16 protein-coding genes are annotated in these 23,122 nt (G+C 40.3%); 10 read left to right on the top strand and 6 right to left on the bottom strand.

The genetic code is table 11. From position 1 onward, the window contains the following. Positions 1–173: 173 nt before the first annotated feature. The gene (locus AC3E9U_RS13065) at positions 174–344 is read right to left on the bottom strand and encodes a hypothetical protein (RefSeq protein ID WP_488747363.1); all 171 of its coding nucleotides are present in this window, start codon (positions 342–344) and stop codon (positions 174–176) included. A gap of 239 nt (positions 345–583) precedes the next feature. On the opposite strand from AC3E9U_RS13065, the gene AC3E9U_RS13060 reads away from it, so the two are divergent. The 6 genes from AC3E9U_RS13060 to AC3E9U_RS13035 all read left to right on the top strand — a co-directional run bounded on the left by AC3E9U_RS13060 (position 584) and on the right by AC3E9U_RS13035 (position 5,319). Continuing rightward, entirely contained in the window at positions 584–1,156 is a 573-nt protein-coding gene (locus AC3E9U_RS13060; protein WP_488747362.1) for a Crp/Fnr family transcriptional regulator, read from the top strand. A gap of 101 nt (positions 1,157–1,257) precedes the next feature. After that, on the top strand, positions 1,258–2,469 hold the full coding sequence (locus AC3E9U_RS13055) for an MFS transporter (RefSeq protein ID WP_488747361.1): 1,212 nt from the start codon (positions 1,258–1,260) through the stop codon (positions 2,467–2,469). A 22-nt stretch (positions 2,470–2,491) separates the two neighbouring features. Continuing rightward, positions 2,492–3,475, top strand: a complete 984-nt coding sequence (locus AC3E9U_RS13050) for an aldo/keto reductase (protein WP_488747360.1) — start codon at positions 2,492–2,494, stop codon at positions 3,473–3,475. 5 nt (positions 3,476–3,480) lie between these two features. Further along, a complete protein-coding gene (locus AC3E9U_RS13045) occupies positions 3,481–4,266 on the top strand; it encodes a type 1 glutamine amidotransferase domain-containing protein (RefSeq protein ID WP_488747359.1) in 786 nt (261 codons plus the stop codon). Positions 4,267–4,491: 225 nt separating this feature from the next. After that, positions 4,492–4,881 carry a VOC family protein gene (locus AC3E9U_RS13040; RefSeq protein ID WP_488747358.1) on the top strand — a complete coding sequence of 130 codons (390 nt, stop codon included), beginning with the start codon at positions 4,492–4,494 and terminating at the stop codon, positions 4,879–4,881. 81 nt (positions 4,882–4,962) lie between these two features. Continuing rightward, on the top strand, positions 4,963–5,319 hold the full coding sequence (locus AC3E9U_RS13035; RefSeq protein ID WP_488747357.1) for a hypothetical protein: 357 nt from the start codon (positions 4,963–4,965) through the stop codon (positions 5,317–5,319). A 77-nt stretch (positions 5,320–5,396) separates the two neighbouring features. On the opposite strand, the gene AC3E9U_RS13030 is transcribed toward AC3E9U_RS13035, so the two are convergent. Next, on the bottom strand, positions 5,397–7,043 hold the full coding sequence (locus AC3E9U_RS13030) for a serine hydrolase (RefSeq protein ID WP_488747356.1): 1,647 nt from the start codon (positions 7,041–7,043) through the stop codon (positions 5,397–5,399). 164 nt (positions 7,044–7,207) lie between these two features. On the opposite strand from AC3E9U_RS13030, the gene AC3E9U_RS13025 reads away from it, so the two are divergent. Together AC3E9U_RS13025 and AC3E9U_RS13020 are read left to right on the top strand one after the other, a co-directional pair. Beyond that, on the top strand, positions 7,208–8,275 hold the full coding sequence (locus AC3E9U_RS13025; protein ID WP_488747355.1) for a sensor histidine kinase: 1,068 nt from the start codon (positions 7,208–7,210) through the stop codon (positions 8,273–8,275). Continuing rightward, the gene (locus tag AC3E9U_RS13020) at positions 8,268–8,960 is read left to right on the top strand and encodes a LytR/AlgR family response regulator transcription factor (RefSeq protein ID WP_488747354.1); all 693 of its coding nucleotides are present in this window, start codon (positions 8,268–8,270) and stop codon (positions 8,958–8,960) included. The genes AC3E9U_RS13025 and AC3E9U_RS13020 overlap by 8 nt, the downstream gene beginning before the upstream one ends. A 193-nt stretch (positions 8,961–9,153) precedes the next feature. On the opposite strand, the gene AC3E9U_RS13015 is transcribed toward AC3E9U_RS13020, so the two are convergent. From AC3E9U_RS13015 to AC3E9U_RS13000, 4 genes are all read right to left on the bottom strand, one after another. Further along, positions 9,154–9,978, bottom strand: a complete 825-nt coding sequence (locus AC3E9U_RS13015; RefSeq protein WP_488747353.1) for a hypothetical protein — start codon at positions 9,976–9,978, stop codon at positions 9,154–9,156. Next, complete coding sequence (locus AC3E9U_RS13010) at positions 9,975–12,137, bottom strand: AAA family ATPase (RefSeq protein ID WP_488747352.1); 2,163 nt, start codon at positions 12,135–12,137, stop codon at positions 9,975–9,977. The genes AC3E9U_RS13015 and AC3E9U_RS13010 overlap by 4 nt, the downstream gene beginning before the upstream one ends. A 20-nt stretch (positions 12,138–12,157) precedes the next feature. Beyond that, entirely contained in the window at positions 12,158–13,924 is a 1,767-nt protein-coding gene (locus AC3E9U_RS13005) for an amidohydrolase family protein (RefSeq protein ID WP_488747351.1), read from the bottom strand. 317 nt (positions 13,925–14,241) lie between these two features. Continuing rightward, complete coding sequence (locus tag AC3E9U_RS13000; protein WP_488747350.1) at positions 14,242–21,444, bottom strand: T9SS type A sorting domain-containing protein; 7,203 nt, start codon at positions 21,442–21,444, stop codon at positions 14,242–14,244. A gap of 533 nt (positions 21,445–21,977) precedes the next feature. On the opposite strand from AC3E9U_RS13000, the gene AC3E9U_RS12995 reads away from it, so the two are divergent. Together AC3E9U_RS12995 and AC3E9U_RS12990 are read left to right on the top strand one after the other, a co-directional pair. After that, positions 21,978–22,484, top strand: a complete 507-nt coding sequence (locus tag AC3E9U_RS12995; RefSeq protein WP_488747349.1) for a hypothetical protein — start codon at positions 21,978–21,980, stop codon at positions 22,482–22,484. Between the two features lie 5 nt (positions 22,485–22,489). After that, on the top strand, positions 22,490–23,065 hold the full coding sequence (locus AC3E9U_RS12990) for a hypothetical protein (RefSeq protein ID WP_488747348.1): 576 nt from the start codon (positions 22,490–22,492) through the stop codon (positions 23,063–23,065). The last annotated feature ends 57 nt before the right edge of the window (positions 23,066–23,122 follow it).

The raw sequence follows: 23,122 nt of genomic DNA, 5'->3' as shown, positions 1-23,122 counted from the left end.
AAACAAATGTAGTATTCCCAAAAGATGATATTCACAATTTTAAAAGATGAGGAAATTTTGAAGTAAAAACAAGTCATTGCGAGGAGGCATGACAAAACAATGTAATCATTCACAAAAAGAATGTCTTTCAAACTAGCCAGTCACTGGAGCTGTAGAAGTGTCGAAGGTTCAAATCAGTCTTTCTTGCCCTCATCATCAACTTCCGACTCATCGTGATGCTTGTAATCATTGTTTAAGAAATCTTCCAGTTCTTTTTTATCCCTTTCATTTTGTATAATTAAATACACCACTAAAAATAATGAAACAACGATAACCGCAAGAATTATGATTATAGAGACTTTCATGATAACACTTTTTATTAAAGTTAAGCATTTTCCAAATTTCAAATGTTTACAAAACGTTATATTTCAACAACTTAACCGCCAAAAATACCATTACGAACGCAGTGAAACGGAGCCAGAGAACCTCTCTTCACTAATCAATCCCACTTGTAAACCATTAATTAGTATAATGTTATTGATAGCAACACTATATTTTTCCAATAGATTTTGCAATCAAGACTTTTTTGAAATACTTTTAAGCTATGGAAGAACAGTACCTATTACTCAGAAAACACATTGAAGAAATCTGCACATTAACCGATGAAGAATGGCAGGTTATTTCTCAGTTTTTCACCTACAAATCCCTTAAAAAGCATCAGTTCCTGATTCAGAAGGATCAGCTGGTACCTTGCGAATACTGGATTATCAATGGATTGACCAAAGCCTATGCCATAGACCACAACGGAAAAGAACACATTCTTCAGTTTGCCATGGAACAATACTGGACCAGCGACTTCAATGCTTTTCAGAATAAGGTGCCCGCCACGATCTTCATCGATTGTATAGAAGATTCGGAATTCTTTTGCCTGAAATGGGAAGACCGCGAATACCTGTGCCACGAAATTCCGAAGATGACGAATTTCTTCCGAATAAAATCGCACCATGGATACATTGCATTACAACAAAGAATCCTGTCATTACTGACCGAAACGGCCGAAGAACGCTACAACAACCTGATAAAGAAACTCCCAAAACTAATCCAAAGAGTCCCTAAAAAACTATTGGCGGCTTATTTGGGTGTAACCCGTGAGACCCTAAGTCGTTTTAAAGGCTAAAGCGCTATGTGATTTACATCACTTTAAAATATTGACTTACCTCATCGTCTGCCAAGGCTTAGCGACGGAAATTTGTACTGTTAATTTTTAGCATTACAAATATGAAATCAACCGCATACGCAACAACTGCTGAAGTCGGCAGTACATCAAAAAAAATACCCGCCGCTTTATGGGCGTTAACTATTAGTGCTTTCGGAATAGGAACTACGGAGTTTGTGGTAGTTGGTTTACTGCCTACGGTCGCATCCGATTTAAACATCACCATCCCATCCGCCGGATTATTAGTCAGCTTATACGCCCTTGGGGTAGCCATCGGAGCACCAATCCTAACAGCACTTACCAGCAGTATCCCAAGAAAAAAACTCCTTATTTACTTGATGGGCTTGTTTATCGTCGGCAACGGCCTGGCATCAATAGCACCAAGCTTTACCACTTTAGTGATAGCCCGCATCGTTACCGGTTTTGCCCATGGTGTTTTCTTTTCAATAGGTTCAACTATTGCAGCAGCACTTGTTCCTCCTAACCGAAGAGCTTCTGCTATTTCGATCATGTTTACCGGACTCACCATTGCCATTGTCACCGGAGTGCCCTTCGGAACCTTTATCGGGCAGCAGTTCGGATGGAGGGCTACTTTCATTGGTGTTGCCCTATTGGGCGTAATCGGTTTAATTTCCAGTTGGATATTAGTACCCGACCAAATCAAAAACGAAGAAAAAAGTGCTTTAAAAGACCAGTTTAAAGTAATCACAAACGGTCGGTTGCTTTTAGCATTTTTAATGACTGCCTTAGGGTACGGGGGAACTTTTGTGGCCTTCACTTATTTGTCACCCATCCTTCAAAAGATCACCGGACTTTCAGAATCCATGGTAAACATCGTTTTGGTGCTCTACGGAATCGCCATCGCCTTAGGAAACCTTGTTGGAGGAAAAGTAGCCAATAAAAATCCGCTTAAAGCCTTAACCTGGATGTTTGTTTTACAGGCCATCGCCTTGCTGGTATTCACTTTCACCGCCGGTAATCCGATACTGGGGATTATCACTTTGTTTGTTATGGGAGCACTTTCCTTCTCCAACGTACCCGGATTACAGTTGTATGTGGTGCAGCTTTCGGAAAAGCATCTGCCCGGTACCGAAGATGTAGCATCAGCCTTCAACATTGCAGCTTTCAACGTAGGGATAGCAATAGGTGCTTATGCCGGAGGATTGGTAGTAGAATCGGCTTTAGGACTGGAAGCCACAGCTTGGGTAGGAGCCTTACTGGTAGCTGCGGCAATTATCGTAACTTTAATAAGTTCCAGAATAGCAAGAAAATAAATTCAGAATTAAAAATAGTAGGATGAGAAATTTAGGAAAATCAGATTTAAAAGTATCTCCCATCGCCTTAGGTACCTTCGCAATTGGAGGCACCTTATGGGGAGGAAATGAAGAAAAAGACTCGATAGAAGCCATACACGCCTCAATAGATAACGGAGTAACGAGTATAGACACCGCTCCATTTTACGGTTTGGGTTTAAGTGAGGAAGTAATCGGAAAAGCATTAAAAGGTAAAGACCGAAGTAAAGTACAGCTTTTAACCAAGTTCGGATTAGTATGGGACGGCAGTAACAACGGAAAAGGTGAATACTTTTTCGATGTAAACCATAACGGAAAAACACTACCGGTATATAAGTTTTCTTCAAAGGAAAATATTATGAAAGAAGTGGAAGAAAGCCTAAAACGACTGAACACCGATTATATAGATTTACTGCAGATCCATTGGGCCGATGCCACAACACCGATCAGTGAAACCATGGAAGCGATGGAACGCTTAAAACAACAGGGAAAGATAAAAGCCATAGGGGTTTCCAATTATAACGTTGACCAGTTACAGGAAGCAGAACAAACCACGGGACTGGCTTCCAATCAGGTGGCTTACAGTATGCTGAACCGAGCTATTGAGAAAGAGCTGATTCCATTTTCGGAAAAACAAAACATAGGAATTGTTGCCTACAGCCCTATGGAAAGAGGATTGTTAACTGGAAAATATTTTGCAGACGGCACTTTAAAACAAGACGATCATCGCAACGGTTATTTCAAACAATACGATTTGGATAAAGTAAAATCATTTTTAGAAAAACTGGATCCGATAGCGGAAAGCAAAAAGGTAAACGTATCGCAATTGGTATTGGGATGGACCATTCAGCAAAAAGGAATAACCACTGCCCTGGCCGGAGCCAGAAATGCAGCTCAGGCACTGTCAAACGCTAAGGCATTGGATGTGGTATTTCAGCCGGAAGAACTAGCAATGATCAATTCTGAATTAGCAACCCTATTAAAATAAGCAGTATGAAAGCAACAGTTAGCTTTTTAAATCGTAATTTAATGGTCATTTTGGTAAGCTTTTTTGCGTTTACCATGAATCATAGTACAGCACAAACCAAACAAGACAATAACATGAAAAAGAAAATTTTATTTGTAGTCACCAGCCATGACAAAAAAGGCGATACAGGTGTAGCAACCGGTTTCTATTTAAGCGAAGTCAGCCATCCTTGGGACGTATTGCACCAAGCCGGTTATGAGATTGATTTTGTAAGCCCTAAAGGCGGAAAGGCTCCGGTGGACGGTTTCGATCTAACCGATCCGGTAAACAAAAAATTCTGGGACAACACCGAATACCACCACAAAGTGGAAAATACGATGAAACCCTCACAAGTAAATCCAAATGATTATATAGCCATCCATTTCGCAGGAGGTCACGGTGCCATGTGGGATTTAGCCGACAACACAGAAATCGCAGCTCTTGCCACAAAAATCTACGAAAACAACGGAATTGTAAGTGCCGTGTGTCACGGTCCTGCCGGATTGGTAAACATCAAATTGAGTAACGGGAAATATTTAGTAGACGGTAAAAAAGTAAATGCGTTTACCAACGAGGAAGAAACCGCCGTAAAATTAGAAAAGGTTGTTCCTTTCGCCTTAGAAACCGAACTGATAGCACGCGGAGCAAAATTCGAAAAATCCGGCTTGTGGCAGGAACACGTCGCTGTCGATGAACGCCTAATAACCGGTCAAAACCCTCAATCCGCACATGCTGTTGGAGAAGCAGTTGTAAAGCAATTGAAGAAAATATAACAATTTAAAAAGAGGCTATAAAGCCTCTTTTTAAATTAATAAAATCTGCTATGCTACTCGGTGGCTGAGCCAGTCGAAGAATCGGAGCCTCATCATTGCAAGCCGTCAATCAACTTCACTAACAACTTAGAAAAGAGTTATTTACATCGTTTTTAATCCGTAAATTTGATAATACAAAGAAATAGCAACTGAAAAGCATCTATTATAACAGTAAACAATAATAAAATGAATCCAACAGACAGTAACCTTGTAAACATCAGATATATGGTTGAGGATGTTGACAAATCCGTCAACTTCTACACAAAATATCTTGGCTTCTCCCTCATCAGAAACAATGCTCCTGCCTTCGCTGATGTTGTTAAAGGGAATCTACGGTTATTACTGAGCGGAAGAACCAGTTCAGCCGGCCGACCTATGCCGGATGGCACACTGCCTTTTCCGGGCGGATGGAACCGGATAGAACTTATTGTTGAGGATATAAATGCTGAAGTCGCCAGACTTAAAGCGCAAGGACTTCATTTTCGCAATGAAATCATCAGCGGACCAGCAGGTTCTCAAATCCTACTGATAGACCCTTCCGGTAATTTTATAGAACTTTTTCAACCGGAACAGTAGAGATTCTCTCCCATCGGTCATTGCGAGCGTAGCACAGTTTTTTTTATATTTGGCTTATTGATAAATCAAATGCCCATCAAAATGATAAGACAAATTGTAGGAGTTATTGCAGGTTATGCTGTATTTGTTATCAGCGCGTTGCTGCTTTTTAAAATTTCCGATATCAATCCACATTCGGATGCCTCCATAAGCTTTATGATTTTGACAGCAATTTATGGAACCGCATTTTCTTTTATCAGCGGACTGATAACGCAATTAATCTCAACAACAAAAAACCTGAAGGTCAACTACATCCTTGCTTTCATCATTGCCGGATTTGCAGCCTTCTCGTTCTTAAAATCCAGTGGTAGTCATTGGACGCAAGTATTGGCTATGTTCATCTTTGCACCGGTTTCAGTTTTAGGCGGGTTTTTCAGTAATAAGCGATCTAATAAATAATACCGATTTCCCAACCTGCTTCACTATAAAAGAAAAACCTCCAGCTTCCTGAAGGTTCTTATTTTCTGCATTTAATCTTATTTCACTTTTTTCGATTTGGCCTGTCGACCTCCCTGGCTCATAACCACATCGGTTATACTGCCCGATGCATCTTTAACGAATTCAAACTGTGCATCGTTAACTTTTAAAAAGAACCGTGTCTTGGATTCAGCAAACATTTCAACTTTTTCCTGTTCTGGTGCCTGCAGGTATAATTGGTCTTGTTGCAAGGTAATAGTGAAAATAAATTCCGGTGAAAGCTGATATTCGCCTACATAAGTTTCAAGGATTTTCCTGTCGACTTTTATTCCGTTTTCGTCAGGAAGCGGTTTTGTGGTCTTATTCCAGGTTTCATTTCCGTTTAAGTTTCTGGTTGTCAAAGTAACTACTTGTCCTTTTTTATTCCGTGAAAATACAAACCCTTGTATATTATCAGTAAAAAATGAATCTTTTCCGTAACCCTTTAGTTCCGATTTCGGACCATGACCTGTTTGTATGTTAAGCCCTTTCGCCGAGGCGGTTATAATACGCTGCAAGCCTTTCTGATTTTCATAAACACCAGCATAATCCTCTAATCCAGCTTTTGCAATCGAGACTTCCTTATATTCATAAGGTTCATCGGCAGTCAAAGCAGCAAGTCTCGAAGTAATTGCATCAAGGGAGTAACAGTCACAACTCGAAAAAACCGCAACAAATACATCTTGTTTTGGCAGATAGGTTTCCATAGTCATAAATCCGTTAATTAGTCCGCCATGCCATAGTGTAGGATTTTCATAGACATTTCCTAAGCGCCAGCCGTAGCCATAAGCCGTTTCTCTTCCATCCGTCAGTTTAAAAGGTTTAAAAGCTGTATCGAGTAATTCTTTTTTAACCAGTTTATAAGAATGGACAGCCTGATGCCATTTGAATAAATCAGAAACTGTCGATTGTAGCGCACCCGCAGCATAAGGTTGTGTAATGCTTAAGGGTTTCGCGTTTTCAAAACCCTCGTTATTTTTACTGTAACCGGCAGCTCTTTTTTTGATAATCTTTGTGTCGGGGGCATAAAAGGAATTCGTCATTCCAAGCGGCTTGAAAAAATGTTCTTCAATATAGTCGCCATATGTCTTACCGCTTATTTTCTCTACGATGTACCCCAATAAAAAATAGTTTGAATTACTATAGCTCCAATTGGTTCCCGCGGCAAATTTCATCGGTTGTCCCTTAAAATAATCAATCATTTCCTTTGGAGTGAAATCCAAACCTTCTCGTTGTTGATTGTTTTTTATCGCGGTATAGTTTTGAATGCCGGAAGTATGGGTCAGCAAATGCTCAATGGTTATTCTGTTGCCTTGTGTCGGATAATCAGGAAGAAACTTTGTAATTTCATCCTGTAAACTTAACTTCCCCTGTTCCACGAGCTGCAGTATTGCCACAGCCGTAAATTGTTTGGTAATGGAACCAATCCTAAAGACATTATCGGTTTGCATGGGTGTTTCAAATTCAAGATTAGCCATCCCGAAAGCTTTTGAATAAATGACCTGACCTTTGCGGGCAACCAGAACAGTCGCACCGGGACCATCAGCGGCGAACTGTTGTACTAATACCTTGTCGTATTCCGCAGCGAGTTGCTTATCGCTTTTCTGTTGTGCAGTGGCAAGTCCAAAGTAAAGCCAACAGGAAAGCACTATTGTTTTTCTTAGCATAATAAAATATATTTATGGTTTCTGACACAAAGCTGCGCAAACAATTTGGTACAATTTGGGCAGTGTCTACAAACAACCGGTTTTCGTCTACACATGTCATAAAAGAAATGTTTAGAAACGAACAACAGTAACTATTTTTACCAAAACATTTGTTTATTAGTTAGATGAAAAAAAACATCCCAATAAAACGCATTCAATTTTACTTATTCCTGGGAGGTATCTGGTTGCTTTTTTGTGCAGTCGGGAATTTCATGATTCACAATGCTGTATTTACGCCGCAACTCTTAAATGAAATCTGGAGGCTTTTCTATTTACTGGTGGTTAACTTTATATTTTTTGAATATGCGCTGCGATTTATAAACAACAAAAAGCCTGTCTACTTAGCTGTCTTAATTGGAATAGTACTCACCGTTCTCCATTTATTGGTACTTTCGGTCGGTTTGTATTTCTGGAGAAACATAGGCTTGGACTTCCATATATATACGTCTTTCAGGCAAAGTACTTTAATTCCGGGCGACGCCTATTCTTTGATGTTGGATGAAACGCAATACCAGGCGGAGACCGGATTTTTCTCTTTCGTCTTCTTTGGGATCGCAAACCTTTTCTACCGAAATTTTCAGCTGAAGCAGACCGCACAAAAACTGCGTCTCGAAAAGCAGGAAGCAGAACTGGATTACCTGAAATCACAAACAAACCCGCATTTTTTATTCAATACATTAAACAATATTTACGTACTGGCAAAAGATAAATCCGACCAAGCGCCGGAGTCCATTTTAAGACTATCTAATATTCTGCGGTTCATGCTTTATGAAACCGGTGGCAGTTTCATTAATCTGTCACAAGAGCAAAAGATTATCAGTGATTATATTACCCTGGAAAAATTGCGCTATGATGATTCGCTAAGCATCAACTTTGGATATGATATAGACGATCCCGACCAGCTTGTACCGCCGCTGCTTCTGGTTCCCCTGGTAGAAAATGCCTTTAAACATGGCGTATCAGAAATGGGAAGCCAATCGTTTGTAACTATTCAGCTTTCGCTTAAAAACAAACAATTGTCCTTTATGGTGAAGAATTCGGCAGAAAAAACGGCTGTGGTTAAAGAAAATATAGGCCTTTCCAATTTAAAAAGACAGTTGGAATTGCTTTATACCGATTATACCCTTGATATCGAACAGGAAGATGCTGTATTCACAGTTCATTTACAAATTAACCTTTCGAGCCATGCATAAGATAAAATGTATTATAATCGAAGATGAGCCTCTGGCAATAAAAGTCATAACCGACTATATAACGAACATTCCGTTTCTTGAATTGCAGGAAACATTTAGGGATGCTCTTTCCGCTACTGAATTTCTAAGAGAGCATACCGTCGACTTAATTTTTCTGGATATCCACCTGCCAAAATTAAAAGGAATGGTCTTTCTGAAAACCCTTCAGGATCCTCCGTCGGTAATTATTACGACGGCTTATCACCAGTACGCTGTTGAAGGGTTCGAATTAAACGTAACCGATTACCTGCTGAAGCCCTTTTCATTCGAGCGCTTTTTAGCGGCAGTCAATAAAGTAAAAATACAACAGGACGAAAAACAGGAATCTAATGAAAAGGGTGACCCGAAGGATTTTATATTCCTGAATGTTCAAAAAAAGAAAGTTAAGATCTTATTTTCAGAAATCATCTACATAGAAAGCCAGCGCGAATATGTGAAGATCGTGACTACAAAAAAAGAAATCATTTCCAAAATCAGCACCCGGGAAATAGAGAGTCTCCTACCCGACACGCTCTTTAAACGTATTCATCGTTCGTTTATCATCTCAGTGAATAAAATCGAATCCTATACCGCTGAAACTGTGGAGGTAGGCAGCATATCACTTCCGATTGGCCGGGATTACAGGGATAGTATTGAAGGGTTTTAGGTATTTACCTGGAAAAAAGAGACTATCTCTACTTTATTTAAAGATTATCCCAATATCAATCCTTCTACCAGGTATTTACTTTCTCCACCTCTAAACCCTCCCTTAACCTGAGCTTCAGCATAATCCTGTCTAAGCTCTAATTCCAAAGGCACAGGATTCCAAAACTACAAACGCTAACTATTTTCAATCTCGGTCATAATGTAATTCCATTTTCTTCCAAAAAGGATTTAACAAAAAACCTGCTCATTCCCGCATAAGCCTCCTCGGATTTAGTATATGCTATCAAAAAGTTAAGTTCATCATCCAATATTTTTTTTTGCGCTGCACTTTTATCATCGTTAAACCGTCCCAATTCCCTTTTCACCCGTTCCATCTGTGCGAATAAAAGCAGCATTTGTTTCTTACGCTCCTGTACCAATAAATACCTTTGCAATACATACACCTCAACCGATTTCACACCCATAGGCGTAAGAGGAACAATCACAGCTTCCTTGTTTTCATATGCAAAATGCTTGGTAGGATCATCCTTGCAGGGATTAATTAATAATCTTACAGATTCTTCCTTGATCAGTTTATCCGTGTATTTCACCAGCCTTTTACTCTCTGAAGAAATCGGGAATTGGTCAAGCTTGCCAAACCCTTCCAACTTATCTGCCCCAAACAAAAGATGCTTCCTGCGTTGATTACAATGCTGACAGGCTAAAAAGAGATTATCCCAATCATTGGCCAGCCAGTAATAACCCGGTGTCTGTGGATTTTTCTCCTTCACTTTCCCTTTAGGACGAAAATGTTCAACATCACCATCATACACGTGTGCATAAACGCTTTCACAATAAGCACATTTTTTAAAAATGTCTTTTAACGCATTTTTAATGGCAGGGTCATTATACATTTTAAATTTAAATGCCTTTGTATTTCCGCTGCTATAATGCGCAATGGCTTTATCGGTTTCAATCTGCCATTTGTTATTGGGTTCCGTTAAAAAATCGGGTTTATCCGGACGTTTTATAAATATCATAACCAATCAATATTTTTATTGCTTAACATTCCCTTCACTTCATCAATGGTCTCTTTCTTAAGCTCTTCCTTGGTTTTAAATCCCTCCTCACGGATATTTTTGGCAAAGGTTTGATCAATTAATTTATATAACATTTGCTCCGTTGCCGTGTTTCCTAACATCTCTTTTTCTTTAAGTGTTGTAGAAATTGCCTCTATTTTATTCTTGTCATCATCGGTCTTATCTTCTTCTTTCTTTCCAAGTAATTTGTAATATTCCTCGTAGGTTTTTTCGGTGTCTTCATCAAGTACATTGATAAGTCCGAAAAGATCGGAAGTCAACAGTTGTTCGAGGCGCATCAGGTTATGATCGGGCAGTAAAGTGCTGTCCAGAGCTTTAACATTGTTCTTTTTATCTCGGGTAAGGACAACAACTTCACCATGGGATAATCCACGTAAGCACAAAGGTTCATGCGTGGTTACAATGAATTGTAGTTTTGGAAATGCTTTGCGCAATGCACTCACTATCTTCATTCTCCATCTCGGATGCAGGTGATTCCCTATCTCATCAATTAAAACAATCCCTTGGGAATTATGATAATTTGCCTTTTCTATTGAGAGCGTCTGCATAATATCCGAAACCAGTGCCGTTATCGTTTTATAGCCGTCGCTATTGTCTTCAAGAGAGTGATCTTCACCAAATTGCTTGATGATAATTTTTCCATTATCAACCCACAATTTATCATCGGCACGTAAAGCCAGGATATCAAAAAACGCCGGCGCAACCCGTTCGTTAAATTCGGCTGTTTCAATGTTGCTCAGCCACAAGTTAGGATCATTTAGGGCTACACTGTAGTCAAACAGGTTTTTAACATTCAGATAAGGCTCCTTATTACTATCAGGCTTTATGGGCCCTTTAGGCAATAAACGGGTGGAACCGTAACCAAGTATAAAAGTCGGCGCTTCTTTTAACTTCGTATAAAATCCTTCCGCATTGAATTTTAACGTTATGGGTTCATTATGTTCATAACTGTAGATAACGACTTTGCCTTCGTCTGTACCGGTTGTCAGATAATCGGATACGTCTAATTTTAATTTAGCCAATTGCTTTTTAGAGGTTAATGCCAATGCGACCGCCTGCAAAATAGAGCTCTTTCCGATACCGTTATCTCCCAGTAACAAAAGCCAGGATTCCCGGTTCTCTTTTTCATTGACTGCATGTATGTCTAAAGTCATTTTCTTAATCGACTTAAAATTCTCGATTTCAATTTTCTTAATGGAAAATCGCTTAAGTGAATTAAGTTTTATGCTCGTTTCCTTAGCGCTCTTTTTTCTGGCGCCTTGAGAATCTTTACTCTGACTTACCTGAGCTGACTTCGTAATTGAAAATTCAGTCACGTCTCTACCAATATCATCCCATAATTGTTTATTTGCCTCATACCATTTTTCGAACACACTTCGCTGAACAGCAACATATTCCTGAGAAGCATTTTCTGAAAACAATTCTGTAATATAGGCAATGAAATCTCTCGTAAAAGAAGTATCAATATCAGTTGTATCTTTAATTATCTCTAATTTATTTTTTAAGTGATTTGCTTCTTCACGTCTGCTGTCAATCAATTCATTTCTGTTCAGTCCAAGTATTTCAATGGTAACCTGTCCTCTTTTCGTCAAGTCTCTAACATAACCGCTTTCATCAAATTCTAAATGTTCATCCGGATTATCGAAACAGGGATCAAGTAAAAGAGGCTGTTCGCGAAGAAGCTCCTCTCCCACGGCTCCGATTCGGGAACGCAACGATTCGTCTTCAAGCGGAAAATAGTCTCTTTTATATTTTTCATTGCACATCTGACAGGATATCAGAAGATTATCCCATTCATAAGCCAGCCACCAATAATGTTTCGAAGCATACTCATTGGAAAAGCCTCTGGCTCCGTTTTTAGGTCGAAAGTGATCAATAATTCCGGGACCTACCACTTCTACTCTTGATTCACAGTAGGCACATTTCCCATGACAAACCTTCAACAGTTCGTATTTAATTTCCTGCAATAAGGAGCTGTCGAAACGAAGTCGTTCCTGTCTTTCCGCATCTAAAAAATTTTCTTCCAGCTGCTTTTTAATACTATTTACCCTCTCAGAATTTAAGTATTCGGGAGCAGGACCTCTGTTTATTTTTTTCATGTCAAGTTGCTTTTCGATGATTAAACTTTATCTGCGAAATGTTCGTGCAAAGCATTCCTTAAAAACGTTCGCGGATTAATTCGGGCTATTTGATCAAGTTCTTTTTCATTAAGATAATCCATAATATCCGCAAGCATATTCTTCTCTGATTTATGATTCCGCACCACATAGAAATCAGTGCCAAACAAAACCCGGTCTTTCAGCTTTTGGTTAAACATGGTTTGCTTCAAAAGAGGTTGTATCTCCTTGTTATGGATGATATAACTCAAATCGGCATAAACATTGGGATACTGAAGCATCATACTGCATATGAGCGAGTACCAGTCGACATATTTCCACAAATGCTCAGGCTTTCCTCGGCTGATCTCACCATCTTCATTCTCTAAAAAATTGATCCCTTTATAAGGATGCCTTACCAGTTGGCTGCTGTAGTTATCTCTATCGGATTCAATAAAGCGGTTCCACTCATCATCACCTCCGAAATGCCCAAAACATAATTTTAAATGATTCAGATTGTATTTTAATTCAGTATTCGGATTTGTATACCCAAAAACTTTATGTATTTCTTGATTACTTGCGCGTTCCACTACTTTCCTCAGCAACCTTTCATCAAGAAGACACAGATAATTTAAGGGATGGGTGAAGTTGTTTATAAAGTCAATATTTTTAGTTTCCAGCAACATTAAAGGACCATAACAATCTATACCGTTTACCTGCTCAAAAATGGGGTGCTTATCCCATTCTTTCTTTTTATTCCCGCGGTAATAAATTGTTCCCCTGATACAATGTGTCAGTATTGGAATACCGTTATCTGCTGCGTATTTCCATAAAGGCAATAGCATTTCGTCAAAGGGATAATAGCCTAATGCAGGATAGATTTTGAATCCGCTGAACTGGTTATCTTCAATGTATTCTTTTATAAAACAGTCTTTAAGGGTAATGTTACCTTCCTCAAAAGAATAATCCAGATGTGCTTTCCCTTCTTCTTTAATTCTTCTGGGTTCGGCAAATACGAAAGGAAAAAAAATATTTTTGTTTTTTGCTTTCGATTTAATGGATTTCAATTCTTCCATTTGCTTAGCATAACTAAAATCCGGCTTCAGACTACCCGCATTCATATATTCCATATCCATCGGCAGTACAACAAAAGCCGTTCCGTCCGGATATTGATTTTTTAATCTTTTAAAAACTTCCGACTGATGTTTATAAAATGCAAACCTTCCAATATTAAGATAGCGCTCAGCCAGTTTTTTACTTTGTGCGCCTGGAAATATCCCCAAAAAAGACCAGACTTTTTTCAAAAGGAAGAGTACAAAATTCCTTGCACTTTTAAAAAATAAAAAAAGCACTCCAATCACCATTAACTTTCCGATAAATGATTTTGGAATACCTAACGGTAAGTATTTCAGCAATACGTCCCGGAATTTATCCAGGAGCAGCCCAAAATCACTTTGAGGAGCACCCAGATCTGCAAGCCAGTCATATAAAATATAAAACACCTGTATGGTAAGAATTAAGCCTACAACAAAAGTGATTACCCTGATTATTCCAGTACGGCTTCCAAACATTTTTATTTTGTAAATAGTCTGTTTTATCTGTTTATACCATGGCTCGAACTGCCATTTGTAAGGATGATTATACCAAAATCTAAAGACTTTTACAATTACTGAAAGTGAGAGCAGGTAGTGCAAAGGAGCGGGAACAAAAGTCTTAGCCAGATACGGCGGTACATGGTCACCTGTAAATATGTGGGTGTGACAATTGATTATTGGTGATTTGGTTTCCATAGGTCAGGTTTTAGTTTTTAATCTGATTGGGTTTTACACACTGAAACAAGGACTGGTCACTTGTTTTTATGACTCTTTTTTGTGTGATTTTAATGACGTAATATTATACTCAAATGTATATCTATTTAATTATTTATTTGGTATTTTCTTACTTTTTTTGATAAAAAATAAAAAAACAAGTCAATATACTTACTATCTTAAAGAATAAAAATCTTACAATTTAAAACATGAAATTGTTTTGGTTTTGTCGTGCGGCAACACCCTCGCAAAAAAAACCGCCCCAAAAAGAGACGGTTTTACACACAATTAATTTAAGACTACAATTTCAAAGCCCTAACCACCTTACGCTGGTCGCCCTGAATCACTTCAATAAAATACAATCCTCTGGCAAGTTCTTTACCAATACGAATACCGTTTTTAGAATCCGATTTGATTTCTCTGACAAGACTGCCATTGGCACTCGCAACTCTAATCACTACGCTTTCGTCGCTTAACGATTCGATAAACAGTTCAAAGTCATCAACCGCTGGATTAGGCGCCACAGTCACTTTCATTTCTGATTTAGACAAAGCACTTCCGCTATCGGTATTTGAAGTAACGGCTGTTGAGCAGTTTGGTACCATATTAATACTTGTGCTGCTGTTCGGAACAAGAGTACCATCAATTCTGCTTTCAAAAGAATACTGACAAACAGGAGCCGAACCTGTAAACGAAGAGCCTACAACCGATTTGGAATCATATTTAACCGCTAACACATATTGCGTACCCGCAACTGCATTGCTTATACAGATTCTGCCCAATCCCAAGGAAACCTGAGTTCCTGAAGCCACATTGGAACAGCTGGCATTGTAAAGCGTAATCTGATTACTTTGCTGAATACTGAACAGCGCAAGACTACTGCAGGATTTCGTTTCGATCACCTCAACACAGAAACTGGACGAAGGTGCCGTAATGCTGGTGTAATAGAAGAACTGCCCCGGAGTAACATTGGACACTTTATTTGATCTGGTAGCATAACACAACTGACCAACTAATTGACTGCTCGCATTGTTTCTGTAATCGGTACAGGTAACATTGGTGTGGAAGATACCCGCTACATTACAAGTGGTCGGACGCACATTGATCACTGCCGAAGTCGCCGAAGAAACACAACCGCCACCGTTTTTAACCGTTACGCTGTATGTGTTAGAAGACAGGCCGGAGAACGTCGGACTGGATTGATAAGCCCCTCCGATGCTGTACAGATACCCGGTTCCTGTTGGAGCAGTAACTGTAATCGTACCTGTCGCCACAGTACATGTTGGCTGGGTTATGGAAACCGTAGGCGCTGATGGTACGGACGGCTGAGCAGTAATTACGGCTACTGTTGCAGAGGAAACACAACCGCTGCTGTTTTTAACCGTTACATTGTAGCTGTTCGCTGCTAACCCTGCAAATGTCGGATTGGTTTGATAATTACCTCCGATGCTATACGTTAACCCACTTCCAGTTGGAGCAGTAATAGTAATCGAACCGGTGGCAACCGTACACGTTGGTTGTGTAATGGCAACCGTTGGTGCTGATGGCACTGAAGGCTGAGCATTAATGACAGCTACCGTTGCAGATGATATACATCCGCTACTGTTTTTAACCGTAACATTATAGCTGTTAGGGGCCAATCCTGCAAAGGTCGCATTGCTCTGATAAGCACCTCCGATACTGTAAGTATATCCGCTTCCTGTTGGGGCCGTAACCGTAATAGTTCCGGTGGCAAGTGTACAGGTCGGTTGTGTAACGGAAACCGATGGTGCCGATGGTGTAGAAGGCTGCGCGTTAATCACAGCCACTGTCGCCGAAGAAATACAACCATTACTGTTTTTAACTGTCACATTATAGCTGTTCGGAGTCACGCCTGTAAACGTCGCATTGCTTTGATAAGCACCTCCGATACTGTAAGTATAGCCGCTTCCTGTTGGCGAAGTCACCGTAATGCTACCCGTCGCTATCGTACAGGTTGGCTGTGTTACAGAAACGGTTGGAGCCGCTATTTGCGAACAACTCACTGTCACGGAAACACTGGCTTGATCACAATTAGTCGGATTGACTTTCTCACAGATCTGATAAGTCAGCGTATAAGAACCTGGTGGCGTACCCGCTGCGACAACGACATTAGTTCCCGATAAGGTGATACCTGCATTGGTTGATGAAACCGTACTGATGTTCACTTGTGAAGCTGCAACTGGCTGACCGTTGATAGTATCATTACCCAAAACATTGGTGAACGCAGTACCTCCCGTAGTAGTATTAACAGGAGTACCGTTATCATTAACCGCATCGATCACAGGCGCTGTTACAGTAACAGATACTGTTGCCTGATCACAATTGGTCGGATTGACTTTCTCGCAGATTTGATAGGTCAAGGTATAAGAACCTGCCGGAGTACCCGCTGCCACAACCACATTGGTTCCCGATAAGGTAATGCCTGCATTGGATGAAGAGACGGAGGTGATGTTCACCTGAGATGCCGTTACCGGCTGACCATTTAAAGTATCGTTAACCAAAACATTCGTATAGGTACCTCCTATATAACCATTTATTGGAGGAGTGGTGTCATTAACCGCATCAATAACAGGCGCATTGACAGTTACCGATACGTTCGCCTGATCACAATTGGTCGGATTGACTTTCTCACATATTTGGTAAATCAAGGTATAAGAACCTGCGGGCGTTCCTGCGGCCACGACCACATTGGTTCCCGATAAGGTAATACCTGTATTGGTGGACGAAACCGTACTGATATTCACCTGCGAAGCCAAAACCGGTTGGCCGTTTAGCGTATCATTCCCCAAAACATTGGTAAACGCCGCACCTCCCGCATAACCATTGACAGGAGAACCAGTATCGTTTACTGCATCGATAACCGGAGCAGTAACGGTAACGGTAACCGTAGCCTGGTCACAATTGGTCGGGTTGACTTTCTCACAGATTTTATAAATCAGACTATACGAACCCGCCGGAGTACCTGCAGCCACAACTACATTGGTTCCGGATAAGGTAATACCTGAATTAGTTGAAGAAACAAAGGTAGTATTCACCTGGGAAGCCACTACCGGCTGACCGTTTAAAGTATCATTACCCAAGACATTGCTGAAAGATGTACCTCCTGTATATCCATTAACCGGAGAACCCGCATCGTTAACTGCATCAATAACCGGAGCTGTAACGGTAACAGATACCGTAGCCTGATCACAATTGTTCGGATTGACTTTCTCACAGATTCTGTAAATAAGACTATACGTTCCTGCCGGAGTACCTGCTGCCACAACCACATTGGTTCCTGAAAGTGTAATTCCGGAATTCGTGGAAGAAACAAAAGTGGTATTCACCTGAGAAGCAACCACCGGCTGACCGTTTAAGGTATCATTGCCCAAGACATTGGTAAAGGATGTACCGCCCACATAGCCGTTAACGGAAGAACCTGCATCATTAACCGCATCAATTACCGGAGCTGTAACAGTTACGGAAACCGTAGCCTGATCACAATTAGTCGGATTGATTTTCTCACAGATTTGATAAATCAGATTATAAGAACCTGCCGGAGTACCTGCTGCTACAACCACATTGGTTCCCGATAAGGTAATGCCCGCGTTGGTGGAAGACACGGTAGTGATATTCACTTGCGAAGCTGTAACCGGCTGCCCGTTTAAAGTATCATTGCCCAGAACATTGGTAAAGGCAGTTCCTCCCGCATAACCATTGACAGGAGAACCCACATCGTTTACGGCATCAATAACCGGAGCCGTAACAGTCACCGAAACTACAGCCTGGTCACAATTAGTCGGATTGACTTTCTCACAGATTTGGTAGGTTAAACTATACGATCCCGCCGGTGTGCCCGGAGCAACAACCACATTGGTACCGGATAAGGTGATACCGGGGTTGGTTGAAGAAACTGTAGTAAGGTTAACCTGCGAAGCCACTACCGGCTGACCGTTTAAAGTATCATTACCCAAGACATTGCTGAAAGATGTACCTCCTGCATAACCATTTACCGGTGAACCAGTATCGTTAACTGCATCGATTACCGGAGCAGTAACGGTTACTGATACCGTAGCCTGATCACAATTGTTCGGATTGACTTTCTCACATATTTTATAAATCAAACTATAAGTACCTGCCGGAGTACCTACAGCCACTACCACATTGGTTCCGGATAAAGTAATACCCGCATTTGTTGAAGAAACAAAAGTAGTGTTCACCTGCGAGGCCAAAACCGGCTGACCATTCAAGGTATCGTTGCCCAAAACATTCGTAAAGGAAGTTCCACCCGTATAGCCGTTTACCGAAGAACCAGTATCGTTTACCGCATCAATAACCGGTGCGGTTACCGTAACATAGACTGCTGCCTGATCACAATTCTCAGGATTGACTTTCTCACAGATCTGGTAAATCAGTGTATAAGAACCCGCAGGAGTACCTGCAGAAACGATTACACTGTTGCCTGATAAGGTAATTCCGGGGTCGGAAGACGACATAAAATTAGTATTCACTTGCGATGCTATCACCGGCTGACCGTTCAGGGTATCATTGCCCAAAACAGTAGCTAAGGCCGTTCCCCCCACATATCCGTTTACAGGAGAACCAGTATCATTTACCGCATCAATAATCGGTGCTGTAACGGTTACGGATACCGTCGCCTGATCGCAAATGGAAGCGTTTGCTTTATCACATATCTGATAGACTAAGGAATAAAAGCCTGCCGGTGTGCCCGGAGCTACAACCACATTGGTTCCTGACAGCGTAATACCCGGATTTGTAGCAGAAACAAAACTGATATTCACCTGCGAAGCCGTAACTGGTTGGCCGTTAAAAGTATCATTCACCAAAACATTGGTAAAGGCCGTACCTCCCGAATAACCGTTTGTCGGCGTACCGATATCATCGTTCGCAATCACAACATTAACCGGAGTCGGAGTAGATGTAGATGTATTGTTGTTGGTATTAGGATCAGGCTGGTTCCCCGTTATGGTGGCGGTATTGGCATAATTACCGGTGGCATTAACAGTCACCATAATCGTTAAGGTAGCGCTCGTACCCGAATTTAAATTACCGATGGACCAGACACCTGTAGCATTGTTAAATGTTCCAATCGAAGCCGTAGAGCTGACATAAGTATACCCCGAAGGCAAAAGATCGTTTACCACAACGCCATCAGCATCTCTCGGCCCGGCATTTGAAGCTACGATCGTAAATACCACATTAGAGCCCTTAGGAGGATTTGCATTACTGGCGGTTTTAACAACGCTTAAGTCAGAGGCAACACAAAACAAAGGTCCGCCCCCGTCATTACTGTCTTTGGTATTGACAAACGCGCCATAAACATTGATGTTACTGATAACACTGGCCAACGACCCTACCCGAATTTGGATCTCATCAAAGGATAATGTGGTTTTAAATCCGACATTATAAAAACCGGGACCACTTCCAAAAAGAGGGACAAGCAACGACAAACTGAGTAACTGTGCCCCCGTTTTGGCTTCACGGAACTGTCCGTTATTATAGGTCGCTATGGTAAGGGATTGGAACAGATCCAATTCAATCAGATTATTGAGATCTTTAATTGTAAATCCGGCAAAAGTCCCAGGAGGATAAGTAAACAACTGATCGGCCACAGCCAAAGAGCCGTTAGCCAAAGTACCTACCGTCATCGAGATATTGGCATAATCCGAAGTACTGGCAGTCAACACATTATTAGCATTATTCACAGCACAGGCTGCACATACCACACCGTTGATTCCGGATTTAGCACCGTCAATGGTTACCGGGAACGTTGGATTCGTAAGCGCATAAGATTGATTACACTGCAGCGTAGTGGAACAGAATTTTTCCAATACCGAACTGTATACTTTTACCGTTCCTAAAGTCACCGTAGCCAGATTGGTCAGGGTCAGTTGCACTTCGTCAAAAGGCACGGTAGAAACAAAACCAACAGTCTGTCTTCCGGTTCCGAGTATAAGATTGGTATTCACCGAAATCAGGGGACCACTTCCCCATTTAGATTCCTGCTGTATCCCGTTCAGATAAGTGGTCACTTTAATCGCATCAAAAACATTGACGTTCAATAAAGCGATGCTTTCAATGTCAAATCCTGCAAATGTTCCTGCCGGATAATCCGTAATTTGATCTTTCACCGAAATTTTAGCGCTGGCTCCTACACTGGCTGTCAGATCAACTAAAGCGTAATTCGAAGCATTGGCATCAATAAGATTTTCGGTATTGCTGACAGAACAAAGTGCGCACACAACTCTGTCAATTTCAGTTCTCTTTCCGTTGATGAAAACAGGATAGGTTGGTGCACTGATGGCCGTTTGCGTATTACAAGGCAAGGCCGGACCTGCGCAGAACTTCTGAATAACAACGCCAAAAACCTTAGTCAGCCCAAGATTGACTCCGGCCGTTTGGTTGATGGAAATCTGAACCTCATCAAAAGACTGGGTCGAAACAAATCCAAGTTTGTAACGTCCGTTCACATTCAAGGCATCGGCAGTAGCGAGTAAATCGTTACCCGAAAAACCTTCTTTAAATACGCCGTTGAGGTAAGTTTTTACCTGGACATTCCCAAGTACCGAAAGCGTGACAAAATTTATATTTTCAACCTCAAACCCGGCATAAGTCCCTGCCGGATAATCGGTAATCTGATCTTTCACTGCAAAATTAACACTGCCGAGAACGCCTGCCAATAAATTCAGCTTGGCATAATCCGTAGCACTGGAAGAAATGGCATCTTCAGGATCTGAAATACTTCCTACTCCAATACCCGACAGTCCGGTGTGAGCATTTTGAATAGCAGCCGGATAAGCAGGCAAGTTCAGTCTTGTGGGGGAATTACAAACTAAATCCGGTCCGGCACAATAGTTTCTGATGACCGCATAATAGACATTCGTTGAGGTGGATACCCCAACCAAACTGCTAATCGAAATCTCTATCGCATCGTAAGTCTGTGAAGTATTAAATCCTACTATGAAATTGCCGGGATTGGATAATAGCGATAAACTTATGAGCGAGGTTCCCGTCATGGATTCGCGCAAAGTCCCGCCCAAATAGGTCCGTATCGAAATATTGTCAAGGAGATCGGCGGATATAATACCGCCATTCGGGGCAATCCGGAAACCGGTAAAAGTCCCGGAGGAAAACACATCACTCGCATCTGTAACCCGTAACCGGTGTGTTACACCAACGCCAACGGCCGTCGTAACTGTTGCATAGTTACCTAAATTGGCATCGGTCAATCTCGAAGGATTTAAAATGCCGCATCCTAAGACGCATAATCCGGTAGTGGAAGAACTCGAAGATAAATTGTCGAATGCATTCCCTGCGATGGGTACAGGTTCTTCCGTGTTGCATTGAATAGTACCGTTGCTCGACGTCGGTACTTTGTTTTTATCATTGTGAATTCCGGAAACCGTGACATGGGCATACGAACTCACACTACCAACAATCATTGAGAATGCCAGTAACACACTAGTAAAAGTTGACTTCATACAATTAAAATTTTGTTTGAATACTCCTTGAAAATGACGGTAAAGTGTGGATTTTCGGGAAAAATACCCATGAAGGTATTTTCTTTGTTTTTAGAGATGGTAAAATTAGAAAGGAAGCAATCTTAAACAGTGTTTTTTCCCACAAAAAACACAAAAACCCGATGATCATCACTGGCTGAAACATATATGTGACGGTATTTTAACCGAATCATTTTGAGATAGTTACAAAAGATTATTCTGACTAAACTATAAAATCAACTAAATTATTTTGTAGCTATTTTTGATACTTATATGCCTGAATTTATCAAATGTAATTGCCTCAACGAAAAAGATCAATCGAGCGATTGGTCTTTTTCGTTTCATACCGGTCACAGCATACTATCAAAAGTGAAATTTAAAAAATGTACTATTTTTTTGACAAGAAATAATTATTTTAGATTTATTTTCCTACATTAGTCCATCTGAAGAATCAACATTTCTTTAGTTTTTAGGAACAATATTTTTATTATTAATTTAACTTTAAGCATCTTTTTATGAAAATCAAAAGTTTATTACTTTCGTTAGTTGTTGTTGCATTGTACTCTTGTTCATCCGATTCATCTGTTGAATCACCGGCAACGAGTAATTCATCTGTTCATGAAACTTCAAAATGGCCAACTGACGGTAGTGTTTCTGTGCACTGGGAAATTGGTCGAAGATCACGTCACTGTGATGGGTTTGGAATCTGTAGATACATTAAAACTGTCGTAACTGTTGATCCGTTTACTGTCGATCTTGGTGAATTACGTGCAACTAACACTTTTTATGGAAATGCTCATATAATAGACGATACACATTTATTAGTTGTTGTTGACCCAACAAGTTTAACATACATAAACGAATTCTTTGGCAGTAATGCTATTATCTTTGAAGAAGATACAGAATTTGACTTTTCTGATTTAGGCATTGGCTTACATACTATTAAAGTTAAAGCCGGGACTATTCCAATAACATACGATGCAGAAACTAAACAATATGGTTTTATTCTTGAAAATAACTAGTTAATATGAGATTCTTTCTATTTATAATCCTCAGTTGTTTTAGTCCTGCCGCAATAGGGCAAAAGGTTTCGATTGAGTTTAAAATACAGAATCAAAATTCTCTAATTCAATATTTGAATGAAAAAAATGTTGATTATAAATTGGACGATATTGCCATCCTAAAAGATATAAAAACGTTTGGTGATTATGGAAAGTCGAAGCGTTTAGCAGTTCCTGAAGCCTATTTTTTCAACAAACAAGGATATCTCATTGAAGATAGTTCTCAAGGTGTTAGCTGTGGAAAAGCAATAAAAAAACTTGAGAAATTAGAAAAATCTAAGTACGACACAAATGAGAAACTTTCTACATGGCTGGAAAGACTTACAATTTTGGGCAACAACACACAATTATCAGAAGAATATGATATTTATATTCTAATCAATTGGGCTATGTTCCTTGATGCAAACAACGAAACGTCCTTCAATTGGTACAAATCACTAAAAGACAATAAAGATTTGAAAATTAAAGTTATTTTGGTGAATTTAGATGTCCAAGAGACTTGGAATTTAACAGAAGGACAAAAGAAATATTTAGGAATATAATTGACAAAACTTAATTGTAAAACGGCTTTTCATAAGCCGTTTTTTTATTTGATAGTT

Source organism: Flavobacterium sp. 21.1, from assembly GCF_057801535.1.
The sequence above is the reverse complement of the archived record's forward strand: the minus strand, read 5'-3'. Positions and strand labels throughout refer to the sequence as shown.

What these genes read in the sequence shown, in the direction of transcription:
- AC3E9U_RS12995 (WP_488747349.1), top strand. Translation starts at nt 21,978, where the DNA reads ATGAAAATCAAAAGTTTATTACTTTCGTTAGTTGTTGTTGCATTGTAC.
- AC3E9U_RS13000 (WP_488747350.1), bottom strand. Translation starts at nt 21,444, where the DNA reads ATGAAGTCAACTTTTACTAGTGTGTTACTGGCATTCTCAATGATTGTT.
- AC3E9U_RS13025 (WP_488747355.1), top strand. Translation starts at nt 7,208, where the DNA reads ATGAAAAAAAACATCCCAATAAAACGCATTCAATTTTACTTATTCCTG.
- AC3E9U_RS13050 (WP_488747360.1), top strand. Translation starts at nt 2,492, where the DNA reads ATGAGAAATTTAGGAAAATCAGATTTAAAAGTATCTCCCATCGCCTTA.
- AC3E9U_RS13060 (WP_488747362.1), top strand. Translation starts at nt 584, where the DNA reads ATGGAAGAACAGTACCTATTACTCAGAAAACACATTGAAGAAATCTGC.
- AC3E9U_RS13035 (WP_488747357.1), top strand. Translation starts at nt 4,963, where the DNA reads ATGATAAGACAAATTGTAGGAGTTATTGCAGGTTATGCTGTATTTGTT.
- AC3E9U_RS13040 (WP_488747358.1), top strand. Translation starts at nt 4,492, where the DNA reads ATGAATCCAACAGACAGTAACCTTGTAAACATCAGATATATGGTTGAG.
- AC3E9U_RS13020 (WP_488747354.1), top strand. Translation starts at nt 8,268, where the DNA reads ATGCATAAGATAAAATGTATTATAATCGAAGATGAGCCTCTGGCAATA.
- AC3E9U_RS13055 (WP_488747361.1), top strand. Translation starts at nt 1,258, where the DNA reads ATGAAATCAACCGCATACGCAACAACTGCTGAAGTCGGCAGTACATCA.
- AC3E9U_RS13045 (WP_488747359.1), top strand. Translation starts at nt 3,481, where the DNA reads ATGAAAGCAACAGTTAGCTTTTTAAATCGTAATTTAATGGTCATTTTG.
- AC3E9U_RS13030 (WP_488747356.1), bottom strand. Translation starts at nt 7,043, where the DNA reads ATGCTAAGAAAAACAATAGTGCTTTCCTGTTGGCTTTACTTTGGACTT.
- AC3E9U_RS13010 (WP_488747352.1), bottom strand. Translation starts at nt 12,137, where the DNA reads ATGAAAAAAATAAACAGAGGTCCTGCTCCCGAATACTTAAATTCTGAG.
- AC3E9U_RS13065 (WP_488747363.1), bottom strand. Translation starts at nt 344, where the DNA reads ATGAAAGTCTCTATAATCATAATTCTTGCGGTTATCGTTGTTTCATTA.
- AC3E9U_RS12990 (WP_488747348.1), top strand. Translation starts at nt 22,490, where the DNA reads ATGAGATTCTTTCTATTTATAATCCTCAGTTGTTTTAGTCCTGCCGCA.
- AC3E9U_RS13015 (WP_488747353.1), bottom strand. Translation starts at nt 9,978, where the DNA reads ATGATATTTATAAAACGTCCGGATAAACCCGATTTTTTAACGGAACCC.
- AC3E9U_RS13005 (WP_488747351.1), bottom strand. Translation starts at nt 13,924, where the DNA reads ATGGAAACCAAATCACCAATAATCAATTGTCACACCCACATATTTACA.